The organism is Peribacillus sp. YIM B13477 (assembly GCF_042787955.1).
Lineage (GTDB): Bacteria > Bacillota > Bacilli > Bacillales > DSM-1321 > Peribacillus > Peribacillus frigoritolerans.
Genome location: NZ_JBHZPD010000001.1, coordinates 1027333 through 1051344, shown reverse-complemented (window position 1 = coordinate 1051344; position 24012 = coordinate 1027333). Strand labels below are relative to the sequence as shown.

The 24012-nt window shown below is 39.8% G+C and carries 18 protein-coding genes; 2 read left to right on the top strand and 16 right to left on the bottom strand.

What is annotated here, in order from left to right; genetic code table 11:
- Nucleotides 1-406 precede the first annotated feature (406 nt).
- The 7 genes from ACFX4H_RS05140 to ACFX4H_RS05110 all read right to left on the bottom strand — a co-directional run bounded on the left by ACFX4H_RS05140 (nucleotide 407) and on the right by ACFX4H_RS05110 (nucleotide 10461).
- Nucleotides 407-1405 (bottom strand): NAD(P)H-dependent flavin oxidoreductase, encoded by a 999-nt coding sequence (locus ACFX4H_RS05140; protein ID WP_377434319.1) that lies wholly within the window; start codon nucleotides 1403-1405, stop codon nucleotides 407-409.
- 172 nt (nucleotides 1406-1577) lie between these two features.
- Nucleotides 1578-2321, bottom strand: coding sequence for a Cof-type HAD-IIB family hydrolase (locus tag ACFX4H_RS05135; RefSeq protein WP_241636302.1), 744 nt, complete (start codon nucleotides 2319-2321; stop codon nucleotides 1578-1580).
- Between the two features lie 167 nt (nucleotides 2322-2488).
- Nucleotides 2489-3484 (bottom strand): cation diffusion facilitator family transporter, encoded by a 996-nt coding sequence (locus tag ACFX4H_RS05130; protein ID WP_063591010.1) that lies wholly within the window; start codon nucleotides 3482-3484, stop codon nucleotides 2489-2491.
- A 266-nt stretch (nucleotides 3485-3750) separates the two neighbouring features.
- Nucleotides 3751-4503 (bottom strand): hypothetical protein, encoded by a 753-nt coding sequence (locus tag ACFX4H_RS05125; protein ID WP_241636304.1) that lies wholly within the window; start codon nucleotides 4501-4503, stop codon nucleotides 3751-3753.
- Between the two features lie 517 nt (nucleotides 4504-5020).
- The gene (locus ACFX4H_RS05120; protein WP_156404363.1) at nucleotides 5021-6439 is read right to left on the bottom strand and encodes an amino acid permease; all 1419 of its coding nucleotides are present in this window, start codon (nucleotides 6437-6439) and stop codon (nucleotides 5021-5023) included.
- 802 nt (nucleotides 6440-7241) lie between these two features.
- The gene (locus ACFX4H_RS05115; RefSeq protein WP_377434316.1) at nucleotides 7242-8387 is read right to left on the bottom strand and encodes a histidine kinase N-terminal domain-containing protein; all 1146 of its coding nucleotides are present in this window, start codon (nucleotides 8385-8387) and stop codon (nucleotides 7242-7244) included.
- Nucleotides 8388-8628: 241 nt separating this feature from the next.
- On the bottom strand, nucleotides 8629-10461 hold the full coding sequence (locus tag ACFX4H_RS05110; RefSeq protein ID WP_377434313.1) for a sigma-54-dependent Fis family transcriptional regulator: 1833 nt from the start codon (nucleotides 10459-10461) through the stop codon (nucleotides 8629-8631).
- Nucleotides 10462-10948: 487 nt separating this feature from the next.
- Between ACFX4H_RS05110 and ACFX4H_RS05105 the strand changes: the two genes are divergently transcribed.
- The gene (locus ACFX4H_RS05105) at nucleotides 10949-12430 is read left to right on the top strand and encodes an aldehyde dehydrogenase family protein (RefSeq protein WP_241636310.1); all 1482 of its coding nucleotides are present in this window, start codon (nucleotides 10949-10951) and stop codon (nucleotides 12428-12430) included.
- Between the two features lie 188 nt (nucleotides 12431-12618).
- On the opposite strand, the gene ACFX4H_RS05100 is transcribed toward ACFX4H_RS05105, so the two are convergent.
- From ACFX4H_RS05100 to ACFX4H_RS05085, 4 genes are all read right to left on the bottom strand, one after another.
- On the bottom strand, nucleotides 12619-13323 hold the full coding sequence (locus ACFX4H_RS05100) for a TerC family protein (RefSeq protein ID WP_034307087.1): 705 nt from the start codon (nucleotides 13321-13323) through the stop codon (nucleotides 12619-12621).
- A 322-nt stretch (nucleotides 13324-13645) separates the two neighbouring features.
- Nucleotides 13646-15133, bottom strand: coding sequence for a tagaturonate reductase (locus ACFX4H_RS05095; protein ID WP_377434311.1), 1488 nt, complete (start codon nucleotides 15131-15133; stop codon nucleotides 13646-13648).
- 66 nt (nucleotides 15134-15199) lie between these two features.
- Nucleotides 15200-16213, bottom strand: coding sequence for a zinc-binding alcohol dehydrogenase family protein (locus tag ACFX4H_RS05090; protein ID WP_328138361.1), 1014 nt, complete (start codon nucleotides 16211-16213; stop codon nucleotides 15200-15202).
- 44 nt (nucleotides 16214-16257) lie between these two features.
- Nucleotides 16258-17763 carry a UxaA family hydrolase gene (locus tag ACFX4H_RS05085; protein WP_377434308.1) on the bottom strand — a complete coding sequence of 502 codons (1506 nt, stop codon included), beginning with the start codon at nucleotides 17761-17763 and terminating at the stop codon, nucleotides 16258-16260.
- A gap of 198 nt (nucleotides 17764-17961) precedes the next feature.
- Between ACFX4H_RS05085 and ACFX4H_RS05080 the strand changes: the two genes are divergently transcribed.
- Entirely contained in the window at nucleotides 17962-18831 is an 870-nt protein-coding gene (locus ACFX4H_RS05080; protein ID WP_241636315.1) for an AraC family transcriptional regulator, read from the top strand.
- A gap of 68 nt (nucleotides 18832-18899) precedes the next feature.
- Here the strand turns inward: ACFX4H_RS05080 and ACFX4H_RS05075 are convergent, their stop codons facing one another.
- The 5 genes from ACFX4H_RS05075 to ACFX4H_RS05055 form a co-directional block, all read right to left on the bottom strand.
- Entirely contained in the window at nucleotides 18900-20141 is a 1242-nt protein-coding gene (locus tag ACFX4H_RS05075; protein WP_098185409.1) for an MFS transporter, read from the bottom strand.
- 155 nt (nucleotides 20142-20296) lie between these two features.
- Nucleotides 20297-21298 carry a LacI family DNA-binding transcriptional regulator gene (locus tag ACFX4H_RS05070; RefSeq protein WP_328138359.1) on the bottom strand — a complete coding sequence of 334 codons (1002 nt, stop codon included), beginning with the start codon at nucleotides 21296-21298 and terminating at the stop codon, nucleotides 20297-20299.
- 160 nt (nucleotides 21299-21458) lie between these two features.
- The gene (locus tag ACFX4H_RS05065; protein ID WP_063591000.1) at nucleotides 21459-22295 is read right to left on the bottom strand and encodes an SDR family oxidoreductase; all 837 of its coding nucleotides are present in this window, start codon (nucleotides 22293-22295) and stop codon (nucleotides 21459-21461) included.
- Entirely contained in the window at nucleotides 22292-23368 is a 1077-nt protein-coding gene (gene uxuA, locus ACFX4H_RS05060) for a mannonate dehydratase (RefSeq protein WP_054395679.1), read from the bottom strand. Before uxuA ends, ACFX4H_RS05065 begins: the two co-directional genes overlap by 4 nt.
- Before the next feature lie 12 nt (nucleotides 23369-23380).
- Entirely contained in the window at nucleotides 23381-24001 is a 621-nt protein-coding gene (locus ACFX4H_RS05055; protein ID WP_268589669.1) for a bifunctional 2-keto-4-hydroxyglutarate aldolase/2-keto-3-deoxy-6-phosphogluconate aldolase, read from the bottom strand.
- Nucleotides 24002-24012: the final 11 nt, after the last annotated feature.

The window sequence follows — 24012 nt, the reverse complement described above, 5'->3', positions numbered from 1 at the left end:
CTACCAAGCCCTCCTATACGACGAATATGCCGTTTATTTAATCTATCTCGGTGAAAACGCATGAAAGAATACAAAATTAAGTTATATGCTCCTGCAATGTAAATTTAACATTCTTCATCTTCACCTAAATATATATTACTTTTTAAGCAATCAATAATATATGACTATATTGTTCATTTGGTCATTATCACGAAAATAATATAACATTTATCCATCTTTTTATCAATATTTTTTCACAGCGATACATCCTATATTTACTGCTTTTATCTTTAAATCCATTTAGATTGCCTTTTAAGCTGAAAATACTTTATTATGAATTAGCTCTGATATTACATGGCAAAAAAGGGTACCCATAATGGATACCCTTTTTTGCCATGTAAGCATAATTAAATAAAGCGCTTTCATATCATTTCGATATAATTCCTTTTAATTTTTCCGCCTGCCCGGTCAATTTATTCAAGGACTCCTGATACTCTTTTTCTAATTGTTTTATGATGCCTGCAGCGGTATCTATTTTTTTAATGGACCCCACACCATGACCCGCTGACCAAATATCACGCCACGCTTTAGATTCAGACGATTTGGACATGCTGTCAAAATCGACTTTTTCTTTTTTCGCTAATTGTTCTGGGTCCAATCCTTCCTTCCTTATGCTCGGTTTAAGCATATTACAATTAACGCCTGAAAATGCATCAGTCAAGATGATGTCATCATGGTCAGAATCGACAAGCATTTCACGATATTCATCATTTGCCCTGCTCTCTTTCGCCACGATAAAACGTGTACCCATATATGCAAGATCCGCTCCTGCCGCCTGAGCTGCCAAGATACTGTGACCAGTACTGATCGATCCGGCGAGCAAAATGATTCCGTCCCAGAATGTCCTTACGCTGTCCACGAAAGCAAAGCTATTTATCTCACCAGCATGACCGCCTGCTCCCGCAGCAACCAAGATCAATCCGTCCACACCTGACTCCGCAGCTTTCTTTGCAAAATCCACAGAGCTGACATCCGAAAAGACCAACCCGCCATAGCTATGTACGACATCCACCACATGTTTTGGTGAACCTAATGATGTAATGACGATGGGAGGCTGATGCTTTTTGACCAATTCCAACTCTTCTTCAAGCCGGCTATATGTACGGTGAACAACCATATTCATTGCCCATGGAGCTACCTTTGAGCCTGGTTCTTTATCCTTTGCTGCAATCAATGTATCGTTTATGTCACCCATCCATTGATCCAGTACCTCTATCGGCCGCGCATTCGGTGCTGGAAAAGAGCCGATCACCCCATTCAAACAGCATTCTTTCACTAACTCAGGACCGGATATTAAAAACATAGGTGCTGAGATAACTGGTAAAGATAATTGATTCCACCACTGTTCAGGCAAACTACTTGTCATCCTTAAACCTCCCATTATTAATATATTACCAAAATATAACACTACAAGATTATCATACTTCTAAAAGACACAATTTTCAAGAAATTAATTCAGCAGCTATAATTTAATTGTCATTCAGCGCCATTTAAATAAAAAAACTGTATATGGAATACGTCCCATATACAGTTTCGATTCAATTTGAAAGCACCCATTTCCGAATGGCCTTAGCTACACCATCTTCTTCGTTTGTCGCTGTAATCCAATCTGCTTTATCTTTCACAATTTCTTGGGCGTTTCCCATTGCCACACCCACTTTTGCTTCTGAAATCATCGCAAGGTCATTAAGGCTGTCACCCACCGCCATAACATTTTCCATGGTAATGTCGAGCAATGAACATACGAGCTTTATCGCTTTCGCTTTATTGACGCCCATGGCATTCACTTCAATATTCGTTGGGCTTGAATTGCTTATTTCAAAGGTTCCTTTTGATATCAGTTCATCCATGATGATTTGGCGGATGCTTTCATCATTTGTATCAAAACCGAATTTAAGCCATTGCGAATCATGGATTTTTTCAGGCATTTCAGCCCTGTAAATATTATCGCAGCTAATGGCCCAAAAATGTGTACCATGTTTTTGGCTTAATTCCCACATCCATTGTATGGATTCACTATCTACGATATTCCTTTCCACCAGTTTTCCTTGATTATCGTAAATTTCGCTTCCGTTTACTGTAATGAGGTATGATTGGAGTTCCATTGACTTTGCAAAATCACTGCATGTCGCATAGGATCTTCCTGTGCTCAATACCACAAAAACCCCTTGATTTTCGGCTTCTTTTATCGCTCTCCGGTTTTCTTCAGATATCTCACCAGCCTTATTGAGAAGCGTTCCATCCATATCAAGTGCAACTAGCTTAATATTTTGTTTCTCCATTCTTATTCACCCTTCCTTAATCCTTCTTTATGTAACTAAGTCCATGATAGCTTATAATGGATACCCAAGGAAAGTACGTGATGAATTGAACAGGCATTATCCTTACTGTCTTGATTTATAATCACACAATTATCCTGATCATGACATTTTGTATTCTGCCATTATTTCTACTCGCTGTCTTTTTTGATTTCATTCAATTCTTTTTTTATCTGACCTTCCCATTTTGGGATACCATCATTTTCATCAAATTCTATAATGACATCCGTTACCCCTCTTTCCTTTAATATTTGATTAAACAGCCGATCTTTAATGTCGTCCGCCTGTGCGATTGAAATATGGGGATCCAGTTCAACTTCAAGTTCAACATGAAAGTCTTCCCCTTCTTTTATTACGGCCAGTTTCTGTATATCCCTTACGTCTAGGTCATCCATGACCATCGCACCAATTTTTTGCCGCATTTCAATATCGGCTTCCCCAAGAGCACCTGCAGCATTGTCAAGAAAAACCCTTCCAACCACATAGAACATACCAAGACCGATCATGACGGAAGCAACTCCTTCCGCTTGGATAAAAGGCGTGAAGTTTGCTAATAATATGGCAATTATCGCAAGGACGCCGCCACCTGTCGCTACCATATCTTCCATAAATACTAATTTCGTCGCTGGTTTTGCCCTTTTTAAACCAGAAAAGCTCTTGTATATGACGGCTGCCCCTTTAGCTTCGATTCCAGTCTCATGGACCACTTCTTTCATCGCTTTAAATAATACATATGATTCCAACACAACCGCTAACGAAAGGACTGACAAGTTAATAAGGATACCAGTTGATTCTGCAGGGTGTAAAATGTGATGGAACCCTTCTTTAATCGTTTCATAAGACATGATCCCGACAACCAATACTGCCCCTAGTAATACAAGGTTAACCAAACGTCCAAAACCATCAGGGAATCGATCAGTTGGTGACTTTTTACTTAGTGCAGAACCAATGAAGACGAAAAACTGATTCGCAGCATCGCCCAAAGTATGTAAAGTTTCAGCAAACATGGCGACATTTCCTGTCATGAAATAGGCAATCCCCTTTAGCACTGCGATGATACTATTCACACAGGCAGCAATGAACGCCGATTTATTACCTTGTTTCAATAATCGAAATAATTCTTTCATATGAAAATCCCCCCTTATTTTTTTTATAAATGCATGATCATAATGTATTATCCCCAACACTGGAAAATATGAAACCACAAACCCAAAACCAATACGATTGGAGAAAGGTTATAAGTTGTATCTCCCACAAACGAATATATTCCAGTGGTGGACGCATCTATTCTAATAAGTTCATGTAATCATTCATTTCTTTAGATGCCTGAATACGGCAATAAAAAAAGGAGTAAGCGACGGCTTACTCCATATCATCCAATAACTTCGAGTGTTTATCCTTCTTTTTTCACTAACTTGGATGGATTATTTATTTTATAGCGTATTTCTTTATTGTATTTTTTGTCGACCACTTTTCCATCAAATTCGATTGCGTCTCCTTCTTCGAGCTCAGCTTTTTTTAATGTCTTGCTATATCCACACCAAGCATCGCCGATAGTCAATTCAGGCTCCGTTGTCACTTTGACATTCTCCAAGAGTATGACTTCATCTTCTTCACCAGTGAAATGGTTCATTTTTGCCGTGAACTCCTTGACGGTCGCGGTGAAATGCACTTTTTCCCCAGGCAAGTCCAACTTAGGTTTTGCTGTCGTCTTTTTAGTTTTGGTTTTGGCCTTTTTTGGTTCTTCACTTGACTGATCGGCGTTTTCCGTAATTGGTGCTTCATCCACCTGCTCAGTTTCACTTGAAACTGCGGCTGTTTCGGAAACCGGGCCACTCAACAATTCTTTTCCGAAACTGGAGCTTTGCATTTCCTTTAAATAGGAAGGGTTAATGCAGCTAAGCTTACCATTTTCAAATTGAACGACTACAGTGTCAAGTCCGTTGCCATATTGTTCATAACCTGCCAATTTGACTTTTGCTTGAAAACTTCCGCTTTTATATAATAGTTCTCTTTTAACCGAACGGGCAGTGAATAATTTCCATTCCAATCCTTTAGCGATATAGTCCGTATCATCTAAAAAAGGGATATACTCTCCTTTTGGTGCAATATAATGAATTAAACCTTCAGCTGGAGTTTCAGCCACAGTCACCACTCCTAATCTTTTCTATAGATTATATTCTAGCAAAGGATTTCAAAGTTGCAAATGAATGAGTATCATAATTGTACAGAGGGGGTGGCAGTCATGGTTACGATTATATATAAACGCCCCCATGCAATGAATGCAATCCTTTTTGGAACCAGAAAAAAAGCTGCCCACTAAGGGCAGCCCAGGCTGTAGACAAACTCGATGTTAATCGAGTTTGTCTATTTTTATGGCTTGTACAATTTGGACGTTGATTGGAACGTAGGGCACTCGCTTTCCGCGGGCGGTCGTGGAGCCTCCTCGGCTTTCGCCTGCGGGGTTTCACGTTCAAAGTGTACAAACCCCGAAAAAAAGTAAAAAACATGAAGGATAACTTAGTCTTCTTTTAAAATCATGGTTTGGGGAGAGACTATTTCGAAATCCCTATGGTCGACAAACGGAGCCGCCAACTAAAGGCAGTCCTTTATTAGAATAGTCAATCTTTTTTCTCTATAATCGGACAAAGCGACTACATTCCTCACCCTTCCTTAACGTGGATATTTTTTAGTTTTCCTTCTTGTTCAGCAGCAATTACGTTTTTCTTATGATAAAACAGAAAGTATGACCCAATAACTAGAATCGTGAGAAGGGTTGTAAGAAAGAATTGCAATCTCATGGAATCAATAAACGCCTGAGCAACGAATATAATAAATAAAACGGCAATGGTCGCATAGGTTAAATAAGGGAATAGCCACATTTTCACTTTGAGTGTCCCGGGATTTTCTTTTTCCGTCTTTTTCCGTAAATATAGATGAGAAAAGGCGATAAAGATATACATGATCATCGTGACTCCTCCCGAGCTGTTTGCGAGAAAAGCAAACAATTTATCAGGGGAAACAAATTTAAATGTCGTGAACACATAAGCAAAGAAAACACTTGCCATTAACGCCCAAATCGGGATTCCCCGCTTATTCACCCGGGAAAGGATTTTCGGTGCATCACCTTTTTTTGATAAAGAATATAACATACGAGAGCTTGTATATAGGCCTGAATTCAAAACAGAAAGCAATGAAGTGAAGATTACGATATTCATGATTTGGCCCGCTGCCGGCAGGCCTGCCATGTCAAATACGCTGGCATAGGGGGTTTTCAGTAAATCTTCAGCACCTTGGGGGATTACGAGAACCAACACGGTCACTGAACCAACAAAGAAAAGAAGAAGACGCCATACGACACTGTTTATGGCTCTAATAATGTTTTTTTCAGGGTTTTCAGACTCTCCTGCAGCAATGGCAGCTACCTCACTTCCCGATAAGGAGAAAGTGATGAATATCACACTAAGAAGGACAGGCAGAAAACCTTTTGGTAAAAATCCTTCCGCTCCAGTTATGTTTGAAAGGCCTGGTGAATCAAATCCCGGAACCAATCCAAAAATCATGGCGGCACCAAGGAAGAGGAATATTACAATGGCAGCCACTTTCATGAAAGCTAACCAGTATTCAAATTCCCCATAAGCTTTGACTGAATAGATATTCGTAATCGTCATTAATATAGGAAAAGATAGACTGGCAGCCCACATAGGTATACCAGGAAACCAATCATGAATCATAGTGCCCAATAACGTAGTTTCAATAGCAATGATGATAACCCAGTTGAACCAGTATAGCCAGCCGATCGTGTATCCGGCCCAAGGACCGAATGCTTGATGTGCATATGTTGAGAAGGATCCGCTATCAGGATTTACCACAGCCATTTCACCCAGCATACGCATTATAAGCACGATCATCAATCCTGCGATTATATACGATAAAATCGCACCAGGTCCTGCTGAATCAATTATGGTTCCGCTTCCGATAAATAGGCCTGCCCCAATTACCCCGCCAATAGAAATCATTGTGACATGCCTGGTCTTGAGACCATGTTTCAATTCATTTGTTTGAAGTGCCACTATTGTCACCATCCTTTAAAACTGTTAATTTACCGTTTTGTAAGCAGTATACCACTGCTCATGGGTACCCTAGTAGAAACCTTTCATTCAAAATACAATGTTTAAAATCCTATCCCCGTTTCATCATTCGTTTTCAAGAGGCCATATTCACAATCGTTATATGTATATTGCACAGCGTATATTCTATTGACCAGTAATGCATTTCTATTTATACTGTCTCTTTACTACCATCAGCTCCTCAACGAATTACAAGGAAAGTACAATGGCCCTTGTTGATATTTCACTTTCGCTATTTGTTGAGTGAAGTTCTTTTTTGTAAAATAACCAGCTCTTATTCTTTCTTTCCTCACTCTTCTTTTTTTATAAAAGCACCCTCTCTCACTAAAATTTCATACCTATATAAAATAAAAGCAATATCCATGCCAAAAAAAGGATAGTTATTCAATTAGGGTTTAACGCTTTTATGGATTAAAAATGATTCATTGTTGCATTATAAATGTATTTTTTGATTCATATATTAATTATTGACCCTTTTTGATTCACAGTTGAATTAAAAAATGACAATTTAACTGATTTCATTTTAGATTTCGACACCTTTACATACCGAAAAATAATAGAGATAAAAAGAAGATGCCAAAAACCAAATTATGATTTTGCATCTTCCAAATATATTTATTTTCTTGAGAATGATTTTATGTAATACCGGCAGATCCGAAACAGCCTTTCCTATTAATCAAAAATCTGTACATGCTTCGAAAAATATCGATATGTATACTATTTTACTTTATGAAAAGTCACTATATGATATGTATTATACCCTTTGAAGCTCATTCTGGACTTTAGGGAAATGGATGCTGAATGTGGTTAAATTTTCATTGGAGACACAATTCATATATCCATCATTACTTTCAATGATCTTTTTACATACGTATAACCCAATTCCCGTTCCTAACTCTTTCGTCGTGACAAAGGGTTCAAAAATAGATTCAATCAATTCACTGGCAATGGCCGGTCCATTATTTGAAATTCTAATTATTCTCTCATTAGCCTCGATTAAAGAGTTTATCCTCAAAATTCTTGGATGTTCCTTATCCTTTAAGGCATCAATCGAATTTATAAAAAGATTCAAGAACACTTGTTTTAACCCATCCTTGCTCGCTGTCATGGCGAAGTTTGGATAAATATCTATTTCCACATTAACACTGGCATCCACAATATTTGCATAAGTCAGCTCTTGTATTTCTTCAATTAGCTTTAACACTGAAATTTCCTCTCTTTGTTCCTCATTAAAATCTGATTTAGAGGTATGGAGGAATTGGGTTATCCTGAAATTCAGCTGATTTAACTCATAATCAATGATATCCAAATATTTCAAATCCGGGTTCTCCCTCTTCAGTAATTTATTGAACCCCATGATAGCTGTAAGAGGGTTTCGGAATTCATGTACAAAGCTTGATGATATCTGGCCCAATACCGCTAATTTATCTTTGTGGTTTTCACTTATATAAGACTTTTTTTCCTCAATCACTTCATTTGTAAGATTCGTATATCTCGTTACTGCATGGTAGCTGAACGTATCAAAGTGCAAGTTGATGTCATTAATGAATTTCTGCATATAATTAATGGGGATATTTGCCCCAAAAAGATTTCTGATTATGATATTTCTCCCCAAATTGATATTATATAGAAAATCCCCAATGTTGATATTCGCTTCAAGACGTTCTTTAGCAACCTGGTAAGCCAATTTTATCAGCACACCTTCAGGCAGTACCTCCTTGAACGTTTGGATCACCAGTGAGTACATTCCATAACCATTTTCTTTAATCTTTTCTTTGTAGGGGTCTATTTCATTGATCTTAATAGTCTCGTTCCATTCATTTAAAAACACAGATTCTTTTTCTTCCAAATATTGAATCAATACATGTTTATACTTCTTATGTTCAGATGACAACTCCATACTATTGACCACACATCCCCTTACGGAAATTTAGATACTATATCAATAACATCATTCTATATGAGATTTTGATTTCCTGCACTTCATTATTTATAGTTGTGAAATGTAGCTTATAAGGAGACAAGGTATGCTGGTTCGCATATAGTTACTTGCAATAACAAGAACCGAACAAATCAGGTCGGGAATCTGAGATTTTCAAAAGGAAACTCATCATTCATGTTTTTTATATACTAAGGAACTCTTACTTATGAAAGTTGATTCCATATTTTTTCATTTTTCTATAAAGCGTATTTCGGCCGATGTCTAGTTGTTTCGCGGCGCTACTGATATTTCCACTTGTTCGTTGCAATGCATTTCTGATAAGCTGGGTTTCTTGTTCTTGAAAGTTTCTTGGTTCTCGATCGGCAATTGCCCCTTCCTCATTTGTAATGGAAGAAACAGGACAAAGTGCCACAAGCATGTCCCTTGTAATCGGGCCATTATCAGCTAGGAATGCAGCCTGTCCGAGAACGTTTTGCAATTCACGGAAATTTCCTGGCCACGAATATTCCAAAATGAATGTTTTAGCTTCGACTGTCAGTTCGGTATGTTCGCTCTTATAAGGTAAATCCGCTAAAATGTATTCTGCTAAGAGCAATAAATCTTTACGACTCCTCAGATTTGGAAGTTTTAAAGATAATCCACAAAGACGGAAAAATAAGTCTGCACGGAATTCTCCAGCTTCCATTTCTTTTTGTAAGTCTTTGTTGGTGGCAGCAATGACCCTGACATCGATTGGAATGGAAGCATGTCCGCCGACACGCGTCACACATCGTTCCTGAAGCACACGGAGCAGAGACGCTTGAGCTTGAAGCGGCATGTCCCCGATTTCATCCAAAAACAGGGTTCCGCCATCTGCAGCTTCGAACTTCCCCTTATGCCCGCCGCTTTTTGCTCCAGTAAAGGCACCCTTTTCATACCCAAATAACTCACTTTCCAATAAGTTTTCTGGAATTGCGCTGCAATTGATGGCGATGAATGGCTTATCGCTTCTTAAGCTATACCCATGAATGGATTGGGCGAACAGTTCTTTTCCCGTTCCGCTTTCTCCAGTGATCAGCAAGCTGATATCCAGCGCTGAAGCTCTTTTAGCAATGGATATGGTTCGATTCATTTGCGGATCATTACTTATTATATCGGTAAATTGATAACGATTGGTTGTTAATCCATCAATCAATTTCTGTTTTTTTAACCGTACGATCACGGATGATTGATGTTCTATATTTTTGCCAAGGGTTTGAACCAAGAATTCCTGGTCTTTGATTGAAACCCTCCGTTCTAAAACGAGTGGGTCAGTTCCTGATACAATATTCGATACCGGTTTTTCCAATGTGCCGATAACATCTGACGCCGCTGAATTGAGATCTGTAACTTTCCCTTCTTTATCTAGGGTAATTAACGGATCAGGGTATGAATCATATATAAAATAAAGGTTTTTCTCCCTTTTTTGTGTTTGGGACAACAAGAGTGCTTGTTTGATGCTATCAGCCACCCTCTGAACTAAGCTAATGGAAAAAGGATGATAATTCTGTTGATGACTGCTTAAGTTCAAAACACCAAGCAGGTGCCCATCAGGGTGATATATGGGCGATGCGGCACAAGTAAGAAAATGGTTATCCTGATGAAAGTGTTGACTGCCATGAATCAATACAGGATTCTTCTCCACTATGGCTGTTCCTATTGCATTTGTTCCTTTTGATTCCTCTAGCCAATTGGCCCCTTTTCTTAAGGAAACATTATCTGCATGGCGGATGAAGGCTGGATCCCCAACTGTTTCGATGATATATCCTTCAGGAGCAGCAAGTAATAAAATGGACTCCAAACCATTAATCGAATGATAAACTTCTTCTAAAATGGGAGAAGAATGGTACAGGAGTTCCGCATATCGATCGTGGTATTCGGCCAACTCAAAAGCACCAAGCATATCTTCCTTATCCATCATGCTTGGCTGAAGTCCCTTCGAAATGCACCGCTGCCATGATTCTTGAATAAATGCCGGTATGGTTCCTTTATCCGCGCTTATATTAACAGACATTGAATAATCCTCCCGTATGTATAAAGTAAATCGGCTTTTTTTTTTATTCAATTTCATTAATAAAACTTTAAGAGATCCAAAGTTTCAGAGCATTCAGGGTTCGTTCCTTCAATTTAATTATAACAGAAAATTCAGATATCCACCAAAATGAAAACAAGCTTATGTGAACTACTAAACTTTTTTGTTCCATATTGGAACACCTGCCTGTTCCAATATGGAACAGTAAGGCACCTTCCTTTTCCCCTCCACCACCTTCTTAACTGATTTCATAGGTTTTTTGTTATGGCATCAGTCTTGCATAATTACATGTCGAGATATTGATTCCTTTTTGATAAAGGGGGGGAAGAAATCAAGATAGTCAGAATCGCTGCAAGTCTGCCAAAGGGAATTCGATAAAAAACATAATAGTATGCCTGATCCTTTTACTTAGGGCCATTGTCCAAACAGATATCGAACAATATAATCCAATTGAAAAGGGGTATTATACATGGAACAAACTATTAAACTCAATCCACGTGTGCAAGAATTCTTGAAGGGCACCAAAAAACTTTTGATAAATGGGGAATTGGTGGAAGCTGCTTCAGGAAAAACCTTTGAGACTCTCGATCCTTCAAACGGCAAGGTTTTAGCGGTTGTGAGTGAAGCGGGTCCGGAAGATGTAGATAAAGCAGTCAAAGCAGCACGTACGGCGTTCGACAAAGGTCCTTGGAAAAAAATGAGTGCATCGGATCGCAGTCGTCTCATTTATAAATTAGCGGACCTCATGGAGGAACATAAAGAAGCGTTAGCACAATTGGATACCCTGGATAATGGCAAGCCAATTGGCGAAACCACTAATGCCGATGTCCCCCTTGCAATCGATCACTTCCGTTATTATGCGGGATGGACCACTAAGATAGTAGGACAAACAATACCTGTTGCTGGGAATTACTTCAATTATACCCGTCATGAAGCGGTTGGAGTGGTAGGACAGATCATCCCTTGGAATTTCCCTCTACTTATGGCCGCATGGAAATTAGGCGCGGCCCTTGCTACCGGATGTACGATCGTTTTAAAACCAGCGGAGCAAACGCCGCTTTCAGCCTTATATTTAGGACAATTGGCGCTTGAAGCAGGTTTTCCTCCTGGCGTTCTCAATGTCATACCAGGATTTGGTGAAACAGCAGGGTCACCGCTTGTAGATCATCCTGATGTCGATAAAATTGCCTTTACCGGTTCAACCTCAGTAGGGAAAATGATCATGCGCCAAGCTTCGGCAACCGTAAAAAAAATCTCGTTGGAATTAGGCGGGAAATCACCTAATATCATTTTACCGGATGCAGATATGAGTAAAGCCATTCCTGGAGCTTTAATGGGCATCATGTTTAATCAAGGACAAGTTTGCTGTGCCGGTTCCCGCCTGTACATTCAAAAGAAATCCTATGATAACGTGGTAGCTGACTTAGTGTCCCATGCAAAAAACATTAAACAAGGGGCCGGTCTTGATCCATCTACCCAGATAGGGCCTTTGGTATCCAGTGAACAAATGGAAAGAGTCGGCGGTTATATTGAAAAAGGAAAGTCTGAAGGAGCTGAAGTGGTTACCGGGGGTAATTACGGACAAGGAGAGGGTTATTTTGTAACGCCTACAATATTTGCAGGCGTTGAAGACGAAATGACAATAGCTAAAGAGGAAATCTTCGGTCCTGTTGTAGCTGCGATGCCTTTTGACGATTTGGATGATGTGATAAACCGTGCAAATAACTCAGAATATGGATTGGCTGCAGGTTTATGGACACAGGATGTAAAAAAAGCCCATTATGTGGCTAATGAATTAAAAGCAGGTACAGTTTGGGTAAACTGCTATAACGCATTTGATGCAGCTTCTCCATTTGGCGGTTATAAACAAAGTGGAATCGGTCGGGAAATGGGCAGTTATGCTTTGGATAATTATACGGAAGTCAAAAGTGTCTGGATTAACTTAAACTAAAATAACAGAGTGAACGCTCCATATGATCATTTAGCTAAAATACCGTTATTGACATGCATGTTATCGTTTGCTAATTCGCAAAAGGATGTACCAAAGTGCGGACTTTGGTACATCCTTTTTCTTATTTTGACTTATATGGCATAGACAAAAAGAAGAGACCTTTCATCCGAAAGGTCTCTTTGTATCGATTATCCATTACGTTCGATTTGCATTTTTTCTCTGTTTGCTTTTTCTTTTTCGATATTTTTCTGTCTTGAAATCCCGGCAAACAGGATTCCAATCACCACTATCGCTTCAAATCCATATTTAATGAATGGATTTGCAAAGTAGTCGTGCATGAAAGGTTCAGCTACAATCATTTTAGCAGCTGTCCAACCTAGTATTCCCGCACCAATTATTATGATGAATGGGAAGCGTTCGATCAGTTTCAGGATCAAAGTGCTTCCATACATCACTACTGGAATTGATACAAGTAAACCGATTACCACTAAAGTGAAGTTACCATGAGAAGCACCTGCAACAGCTAGGACATTGTCCAATCCCATCAATGCATCTGCAATAATGATAGTTTTTATGGCAGCCCACATCGAGTCTGCAGGCTTCACATCATGTTCTTCTTCATCGATAAGGAGCTTATAAGCAATCCATACAAGAAGTAATCCCCCTATTAAATGCAGTCCTGGCACCTCTAATAGCCAAACAACTAGCAGCGTTGCAATGATCCTTATCACTATTGCCCCGACCGCTCCCCATATTATCACCTTTTTTTGCTGTTCTTTCGGAAGCTTTCTTGCAGCCAATCCAATAAGGATCGCATTATCACCGGCTAGAACCAAATCTATCATAATGATCGCTAAAAGTCCTGAAATGAATTCACCTGATAAAAAATCCAACACAAATTCCTCCTTTTTACAAAAATAAAGAGACCTCTGCCATAAATGGCAAAGGTCTCGCTAAGCACTAAATGAATTAGGCCAATAAAGCCGGTGGGGTTCCCACGTAATGACGACTTTATTTCAGGTTATCCCTGACGCTACTCCCCTTCACGGGAATAAAAGAATATGTAATTCTTTTAATATCTTTCCATTAGGAAACTAATAAGAAAAAATATCACTAATCCAGTATACCAAAAATACAAATAAAAGAAAGAAAAAAATAAGAGATAGGGAGAATATTCATAAAATTAATCTTGATAAATCCTTTCAAAGACTAATTTCAGTCAATCATCCCTTCTAGATATTGGCATAATTCGTTTCCAAGGTTAGGGATACCGCTCAAATCCTTCCCCCATAGATATTGATTATTTAAGGTTGCCTCTATCAATTGTCTAAGCGGGACTTCCCCCTTATCATAACGAAGCCATTGTTCCTGGAAAAATTCAATTGTCTTTATATCATCTTTAACGACATAGTCTTTACCCGCAAAGCTTTTACCAATATAACTCCCCTTCATTTCATTAACCCTATAAAATCGGATCAGGCCCGAAAAACCTCTTACGATACAGTCGGGCAGCGTGCCTTTCGCCTCATGATATTCCTCTAAGGTAGGAAGGAGACGAGCCTTGAACTTCGAAATGCTGTTCAGCGAGATATCGGCCAGGAGGTGATGTACAAAAGGATTCTTAAATCGCTCAAGAACACTTTCCCCATATTGCATCATCTCATTTTGATCAAAAGGTAATGAAGGAATTATTTCCTTTTCGATGGCATTGCTAAGAAATTGGTTGAATTCAGGATGATCGATTGCCTGTTTTACTTCTTCCAATCCAGATAAAATGCCTAAAGGAGCCAACAAGGTATGTGAACCATTAAGTATCCTTACCTTCCTCATTTGATAAGGTGTCAAATCTTTTACCCAATGCACATTCAATCCGGATTGTTGTAAAGGAAGACGTTGATCGATATAAGGGTCACCTTCAATAGCCCATAAATGGTAGGGTTCTGCTGTATTTAGCAGAGTATCCTTGTATCCCCATTCAGCAAATAGGGTGTCCGACTCATTGGCTGGAAATCCTGTAACAATACGGTCTACAAGCGAGTTTAGGAATAGGTTGTCCCGGTCCACCCACTCCATGAATGGCTTTGGTAAATCCCAATCCCTGCCATGCTTAAGAACACATTGCTTCAATGAATCACCATTTCTCTCTAAAAGCTCACATGGAAGCATGATCAATCCTTTTTTCGCATCTCCATTGAAATGCAGATAACGATGATACAAAAAAGCAGTCAGTTTTCCTGGAAAAGATTCCATCGGCTTTCCTTCTTCCATAGGTATCGGCTGATATTTGATTCCTGCTTCAGTCGTGTTGGAAACTACAAATTCCAATTCAGGATTTTCTGATAGTGCTAAAAATTCCATCCATTCTTCATATGGATCAATTGCCTTCGAAAAAACGGAAATGATCTCTGTACTTTCCACTTTCTCCCCTTGGTGAAAACCACGTAACATTAATGTATACAGTCCATCTTGCCGCTTCACTTCTTCTATTTTCCCTTTACCGGCGGGCCGAGGCTGGGTAACTGCAATGCTTCCCTTGAAATGACCTTGTTTATTACACTCATGAATCATCCAATCAAAGAAGCCCCGAAGAAAATTCCCCTCACCAATCTGCAATACTTTTATGGGGAAATCCATCTTATGTGAGGATTGGACAGCTTTTGTATCTTTACTCAAACGCTTTAGTTGACTTCTATTTATGTTCAATGATAAAAGAACTCCTTTCTTATTGAAATATCCAATTCAGAGTGCGACTAACAGCCTACCTAATGCTTATATTTCGACAATCGCCTTGATCACTTTAGCTTCAGGAGTTAACCACCCTTCAAATTGATTGATCATTTCATCCATATGTGTGCGGTGTGTAATATACTGGCTCATATCCAGCTTGTCATTCTTCAGCGTATTCACGACATAATCAAAGTCTTCCTTTGTTGCATTACGGCTTCCCATCAATGTAAGCTCTTTACTGTGGAATTCAGGATCATTGAAGGTAATATCCGCTTTAACTAAACCTACATAAATCAATCTTCCCCCGTGAGCAGGATATTTAAATGACTCCATCATAGACTTAGCATTACCTGTAGCATCAAATACCACGCTTGGCATATCTCCATTCGTCAATTGGGCCAATTTCTCCATTGGATTCTCCATAACGTTCAAAGTATAATCGGCATTTGCCCATTTGCCAGCAAACGCAAGGCGTTCATCATTTACATCCATTGCGATCACCTTCGCACCCTGTTCTTTAGCGAATGCCATGACTCCCAAACCAATGGGACCAGCACCAATTACTAGTGCAAATTCCCCTTTATGAATAGCGGCGCGCCTGACTGCGTGAGCCCCGATACTTAAAGGCTCTATCATTGCGGATTGATCAAGTGTGAGACCTTCTGTTTTCACCAAATGTTTAAAAGGAACCGTAATCCACTCACTCATGCCGCCTTCAGCATGTACACCCAACACTTTCATATCCGTACAGCAGTTCGTTTTTCCACTTCTGCAAGCCAGGCATTTTCCACATTCCATATAGGGGATGATCGATACCTGATCCCCGACACTAAGCCCTGATTCATTTTCCGGTATGGACTCAATTAAACCGGATAATTCATGGCCAAGTATTCGAGGATAGCTAAAAAAGGGCTGATTACCTCCATAGGCATGGATATCCGTACCGCATATACCTATACGCCGCACACGAATCAAAGCTTCCCCTGAGTTAGGTACGGGTTTTTCCGATTCGATCATCTTAAATTCAAAAGGTTGTTCACAAACAATACTTTTCACTGAATAACACTCCTTTTTTATAGCTTAATAGAAACCTTGTACTATTAGAGAATGACACCTTCTTTAAAGATGCTTATCTCCCTATATCCGAATTTTTCATTATTCGTTTTCTTTTTACCGGATGAAAGCTCAAGAATGTAATCGAATAACTCGTCCTTTAATTCATCGATCTTTTGACCTTCTATCAACCGGCCGGCATTATAATCAATCCAGTGCTTTTTACGATTGGCTAATTCTGAATTCGTAGCTATTTTTACAGTTGGCACCGGTCCGCCGAATGGTGTTCCTCTTCCCGTAGTGAATAGGACGATATGTGCGCCGGCTGCTGCCAAAGCCGTCACCGAAATCAGATCATTTCCAGGGGAATTGATCAAATTCAAACCATGCTTCACCACTCGTTCTCCATATGGGCTTACATCCACTACAGTGGCATGGCCCCCTTTTTGCGTGCATCCAAGTGATTTTTCCTCCAGTGTACTTATACCGCCTTCCTTGTTTCCAGGTGAAGGGTTTTCATAAATTTCTTGATCATGGCGAATGAAATACTGTTTGAAATCATTAATAAGGCCAACGATTTTCTTAAAGGTTTCTTCATCCCTTGCCCTGTTCATCAAAATCGTTTCCGCTCCAAACATCTCAGGAACCTCTGTCAATATCGTGGTCCCGCCATTTTCCACTATTAAGTCGGAAACCGCACCAACCAATGGATTAGCGGTAATGCCTGAAAAACCATCTGAACCCCCGCACTTCAAGCCTATTTTCAACTTTGAAACTGGTACGATCTGGCGTATGAACCCTTCCGCATATTCCACTAGTTCACCCATTAAGCGTAAGCCGCTCTCCAATTCATCTTGAACCTCCTGGGCTTTTAAAAATTTAACCCGACTTGGAGGAAATTCGCCTATGACTTCTTTAAATGCTTCGATTTGATTGTTCTCACATCCTAATCCAACTACTAAAACCCCTGCTGCATTTGGATGTTGAACCAAGGCTGCCAATAGTTTCTGTGTATGGGTCAAATCATCTCCCAATTGAGAACAACCGTAGGGGTGGGAAAAGTGATGAACCCCATCAATTTGTCGATCTTTAAACTGCTCATTTCCCATTTTAGCGAGAAGTTCACATGTTTTATTGATGCAACCAACTGTGTTGATGATCCAGATTTCATTCCGGATACCCACTTCCCCATTTTCACGGATATATCCTTGGAAGGTATGATTTTGACTGGATTCTTTTGTATATTGAATGCTAGGTTGATAGGAATAATCCAATATGCCATGCAAACCGGATGTCAGATTGTGAGTGTGAACCCAGTCTCCAATGGGGAGATCTTCTTTAGCTTTTCCAATCGAATAGCCAAATTTGATTACGTCCTCCCCTCGCTTAACCGGATTCACTAACAATTTATGCCCTTTTGGAATGTCATCACGTGCCTTGATATGGATCATTCCCCTATCTTTTGTTTGAATCTGGAGGCTCTGTCCTTTCTGAATCCCCTCCAAGGAAATAACAACATCATCGTTTGAATGCAATTGAACAAATTTATTCATTTTGTTCCCTCCTTATCATGAGTGAAGAAGTTCTAAAGGTAACGCCAACCCATTCCGAAAGCCCTTTCATTTTTCCCTTGAATTTTTTTAATTTTCAAATCCTCTATTAATTTTAACATCAATATTTGAAATATTAATTGCGTATTTTGCTATAAATATACTCATTATTGTTGTATTATACTTTCAGGAGATGAACAAATGAAAAAAATCCATAATGCATTAAATCATGATTTACTCTTCCCATTTTCTTTTGTCTATCAAGATACGAAAAGTCCCCAGAATGAATTGTCCGATCATATGCATGACCATTATGAAATTGTTTATGTTTATAACGGTAAAGGGACCTTTTTTATCGGTGATGTGTTTTATGATATGCAGCAAGGGGATGTATTCCTGATCCCAAACAATACCATTCATAGGGCTTTACCGAATAAGGACGACCCTGTCACCTCCACCATTATCTTTTTCAGTCCCACATTAATATATAAAGATGTGGTTGATGATTCTTTTTCATATTTACACTTGTTTGATCTGACAAAAAAGAGTAAGAATTACAAAATATCATTGCTGCAGAAGGAACAAGAAAAGTTGGAAGAACAGCTAGAACTCATCCTGCAAGAAACGAATAGCCGATCGATGGGCTCGAGGCATGCTTGTTTGCTGATCGTTCATCAGATCATACTTGATTTATACCGTATCCGGATAAATGGCAAACAAGAATTATCCGAGGGCAAGAGCTATAGTTCAGAATGGATGAAAGATATTTTAATCTATATTAATGAACATTTGGATGAACCATTGACGCTGACGATACTTGCACAAAAAGCATTGGTCAGTCCCGCTCATTTTAGCAGGGTTTTTAAGGAAACGACTGGAATTGGGTTAGTCGTGTATCTAAACACGAAAAGGATCATCAAGGCAAAGGAACTTTTACTGGAAACGAATCACACCATTGCCCATATTGCCGAAATGTGTGGTTTTGAAAGCATGCCGCAATTTTATCGTACCTTTAAGAAATACAATGAAAAGACACCGGCTACATTTCGAAAAGAAAATAGGATCCGCTAGGCATGCCTAATACAAATGAAAAATGGAAGTGTCTTCCCTTTGGGAGACACTTCCATTCTAACAATCTATTACGCAGGCTTTACTATCGGTCGTACAAAACGGATGACCGCTAGCGAGGCAACAACTGCCAATCCACCTGCAAGCAAGAATGCAACTGTGTATGTGCCTGAGGTATCGACAATGTATCCTGTTAACGTCGGTCCGATGATTCCTGCTGTATTTGCCAAGAAATGCATAAAACCTCCAACAGAACCAACATTACCAGGGTCGACGACATCGTTGACGATTGCCCAGTAAATGGCACCAGTCAAATATAGGAAGAAGACGGAAAGTGCGACAAGCGTTACTGCACTGACTGTTGTGGATACAAGTCCAGCAAAACCGATACATAACGCCGATAAAAACAAACATGTTACTAGCACTAACTTACGTGAGAATAAAACACCTTTTTGTGCGAATTTTTTATAGAAGAAATCCGACACGAATCCACCCAAAGCTAGTCCGATGAATCCAAAAATCCAAGGAATCACTGTAATGATACTCATATTTTCTACACTTAGCCCGCGTGCATCCACCAAATAGCTTGGGAACCAAGTTAAGAAAAAGAAGAGAATGTAGTTGTAAGAAAAAAAGGCTAGAGCTGTAAATAAAACCGTTTTTTGTTTTAAATAGAAGGTGAATTTCAATTTCCCTTCCGATGTTGCCGCTACATAAGATTTTCCTGTATGCTTCTGTTCTTTTGACTCTTCTGGTTTCTCTTTAACGAACTTCCACCAGCAAATCGCCCATATAAGACCAATTACCATTATGGCAATGAAAGAAACTCTCCATCCATAAGAGATGGCAATGAATCCAACTATCGGACCTGCAATGGCGCCACCAAGCGGCGTCCCGCTATTCGTCAAACCAACGACAGATGCCCGTTGATTTGCCGGGAACCAGTTATTCACCATTTTATTGATGGTTGCCGAAAGAGGGCCTTCGCCCATCCCAAACAGGATGCGGATGACGATCATACTGGCAAAACCGACAGCAAGTACAAGCGCCCCACTGAATAAAGACCAAACGATCATCGCCACGAAAAGCGTAAGCTTTGCTCCCCATTTATCGGACGCCATGCCTCCAAGGAAGTTAAATACGGCATAACCAACGGAAAAGCTACTAAAGATAATTCCCATCTGTGTGGCTGTTAAAGATAAATCATCTTGAATGAACGGAGCTGCAATGGACAGTGCAGATCGGTCCAGATAATTTATTACGCCTGCCAAGAACAAGAATACGATAACCATTCCTCTACCATTTGAAAACATAAAGTACCCCCCTATACATTTCTGAAAATGCAGCAGCATTTTTGGAAACGTTTCCATTTAATACCCAAGAGTTAAACCTAAAGATCTTTAACTAAATCGGTTTAGAATTCCTGTAAAAAAGCGCTTCCTTTTTTACAGGAATCTTACATCCATTTTTAGCAAGAATTCCTTGTAAGCAAAGTCGGTTTCAAGCGATGCACGCTTGTATCCTCTTTTCCTGTTTTATTGATTTGACTAAGCAGTAACTCCGCTGCCAAGTTGGCCATTTCAATGGCTGGCTGATTAACCGTTGTGATGGTCGGTGTATAGAAACTGGCATATGGTACATCATCGATGCCTATGACCGCTATGTCATCAGGTATATGGATTTCATGCTGTTTCATATAACGCAATACTTCATTAAGTACGATATCATTTCCTGCCAATATGGCTTGAGGCGGCTTTTCCAATTCGAAAAATTCTGAAAGTGCAAGCGGAATTTCGTCTGTATTCACGGTTTTTATATATTCAGAATTGACTGGTATCCCATGTGACGCGAGTGAATCCTTATACCCTTGGATCCGTTCGATTCGAGGGCTGATATCGCGTATTATTGAAGTGGTTATAATTGCAATGTTTTCAAAACCCTTTTCAATAAACCGATCGATCGCTAACTTGGAAGCAAGGTGATTATCGAGCATGACTGTAGCAATATTCAATTCTTGGATTGTCCTATCCATGAATACAATCGGGAATTGATCACTCTTCATCCGTTGATACAAATCAAGATTGTCCCCTGTGGGGAAAATGATGATCCCATCCACTTGTTTAGCTCTTAGCATTTCAATATAATTCTTTTCCTTTTCAGGATTGTCATCCGCATTGCATACGATAATATGGAACCCTTGTTCATAAAAGTAGTTTTCTATCGCTCTAATAACTTGCGTTGAAAACGTGTGAAGGATATTGGCAACCACTACCCCAACGGTAAAAGTGGACTTTTGTTTTAAACTGCGCGCTATTATATTAGGCTGATAGTTTAACTCTTCGATTGTTTCTTCAATTTTTTTCCTGGTTTTTTCACTCATATATTCATAGCGTTTGTTCAGGTATTGGGAAACTGTGCTTTTTGATACTTTCGCGTGATTGGCGACATCAGTAATTGTAATGGTTTTCATTTCATTCATCCCTGTCATGTGATTTCAATATATAAGGAATATTCTATTATAATAAGTAAAGCTTTACAATCACCTTCTGATGCAGTAAAAAAGTCAATTTCCCATACCATGGAACTAATTTAATCACGTTAACTTGTTTGTCTTTTTATAGGAGCTGAATTCAGACACCGGAGTATGCCATGAAACCACCATCGACCGGTACCGTAATTCCTGTGACAAAGCCCGAGTAGGATTCATCAACGAGCCAAAGCAACGTTCCAAGTAAGTCTTCAGGCTGCCCAAAACGCTTCATGGGTGTTGAAGTAATGATTTTATTAGACCTTGCTGTCAGACTGCCATCTTCATTAAGCAGAAGATCCCGATTTTGCTTCGTCAAAAAGAATCCTGGAGCAATGGCATTCACCCGTAAACCTGCTTCGGCAAAATGTACAGCCATCCACATCGTAAAATTATTTATCGAAGCTTTGGCAGCACTGTATGCTGGCACTTTAGTCATCGGAGCGTAGGCACTCATGGATGATACATTTACGATAATTGGTGCTTCCACTTGCAATAACTCTTTCCCAAAAACCTGACTGGCCAAAAATGTACCGGTGAAATTACTGGCAAAAACCTGGGAGAAACCATTTTCATCTAAATCAAAAAAGGATTTCCCTTCCGCTTCTTCCCCATATTTCTCTGGAGCTGTAATGGCATCAGGATGATTGCCTCCCGCTCCATTTATTAATAGATCCACTCTTCCGAACGATTCTATTATTTTTCCTCTTGCATTCTCCAATGAGGCTCTATCCAATACGTCTGCTGCTATGGATATCGCAGTGCCCCCTGTTTGTTCAATGAGTTCGACCACTTCTTGCCCTTTTTCGGCCGTTCTGTTCAATATAGCTATCCTGACACCATGACGGGCCAATTCCACAGCCATTTTCGAACATAAAACACCGCTGCCCCCAGTGATCACTGCCACCCTGTTCGATAAGTTTTCATGGATGGGAATCATGATTTCCCACCTGATTTACCAGCTTCATATGCATCCCATAATCCGAGCAAATACATGATGCCCAATGCTCGGTCATATAAACCGTAACCTGGGCGACAATCTTCACCCCAAATATGGCGGCCATGATCTGGTCTGACATAACCAGTATAATTCTGCTTATTCAATTCTTCCACGACGCCCTGTATATTGATGGATCCATCCTGGGTATGATGGGATGTTTCCACAAAGTCACCATTTTCATAAATCTTCACATTTCGAATATGGGAGAAAGGCGAACGGTTTGCATACTTTTTAGCCACTTGGACCATATCATTTTCAGGGTTTGCCCCCATCGATCCAGTACACATGGTAAATGCATTCGACGGTGAGTCCGAAATCGAGATCAGTTTTTCATAGCTCGATTCTCCGGTGATGATTCTCGGCAAGCCAAAAATGGACCATGGCGGATCATCCGGATGAATAGCCATTTTAATGCCGCAAGCCTCGGCAACAGGTAATATTTCTTTAAGGAATATTTCAAGATTGGCCCATAGTTGCTCTTCGTCGACAGTTTTGTAAGCTTCAAATAATTCAGAAATTCGATCCATTTTTTCTGGTTCCCAACCTGGTAAAGTTAAATCGGAAGCTTCCGTCACCGTACGAATCAAATCTTGCGGTTCTAACGTATCCACTTTCGCCTTTTCATAAAATAGGGCAGTTGAGCCATCTTCCAAAGGATGGAACATTTCCGTACGAGTCCAATCAAAGATCGGCATGAAGTTATAACAAATGACTTTCACTCCAGCTTCCGAGAGATTTCGGATCGTCTCTTTGTATTTCTCAATATATATCATGCGGTCTTCGTTACCCAATTTAATCGATTCATGGACATTTACACTTTCTACAACATCCGTGTGAAAACCAAATGATTGGATATATTCGATTTCTTCTTTAATTTCTTCCTTTTCCCATACCTCACCAACAGGTTTTTGGTGTAGTGCCCATACAATCCCTTTCACACCAGGAATCTGTTTAATGTGCTCCAATGTAACGGTATCATTGTCTTTCCCATACCATCTAAATGTAATGTTCATCATGCACCTCCGTCATTCCGCAATCTTTTGCATATATTTTCCGCTTACTTCCACTGCTGCTTCATAGCCGCCATTTTGATAAGCTTTGTTCAAGTCACTGCCGATCCCGATTGCTACCGCACCTGCATTCAGCCAGTCCTTCATGTTATCCAAATTAATTCCGCCGGTTGGCATGATTCTTACATTAGGCAGTGGACCATTAACCGACTTGATGAAAGAAGGTTCAAAATGGTTTGCCGGAAATAACTTCAAAACATCACAACCTGCTTCCATTGCCGTAGCCATTTCTTTGATTGTCATGCAACCAGGCATATAGGGAATGCCGTATCGATTACAAAGTTCGGCTACTCCATTGACAAAATAGGGACTGACGATAAAATTGGCACCAGCTAAAATCGCATGTCGAGCCGTTTCAGAATCAAGTACCGATCCTGCTCCTAAGAGTGCATCCGTATTCTGCAGTTCATTGAAAGCTTCTTCAATTCCCGGTGTTGTATAAGTCAATTCTATTGCCCGAACACCGCCTTCCACAGCTGCTTTAGACAGTTGTGCCGCTTCCTTTGCATCCTGTCCCCGGATAACAGCTACAACTTTCGTTTCCTTTATTCGATGAATGATTGAATGTTTGTCCATAAATCCTGCCC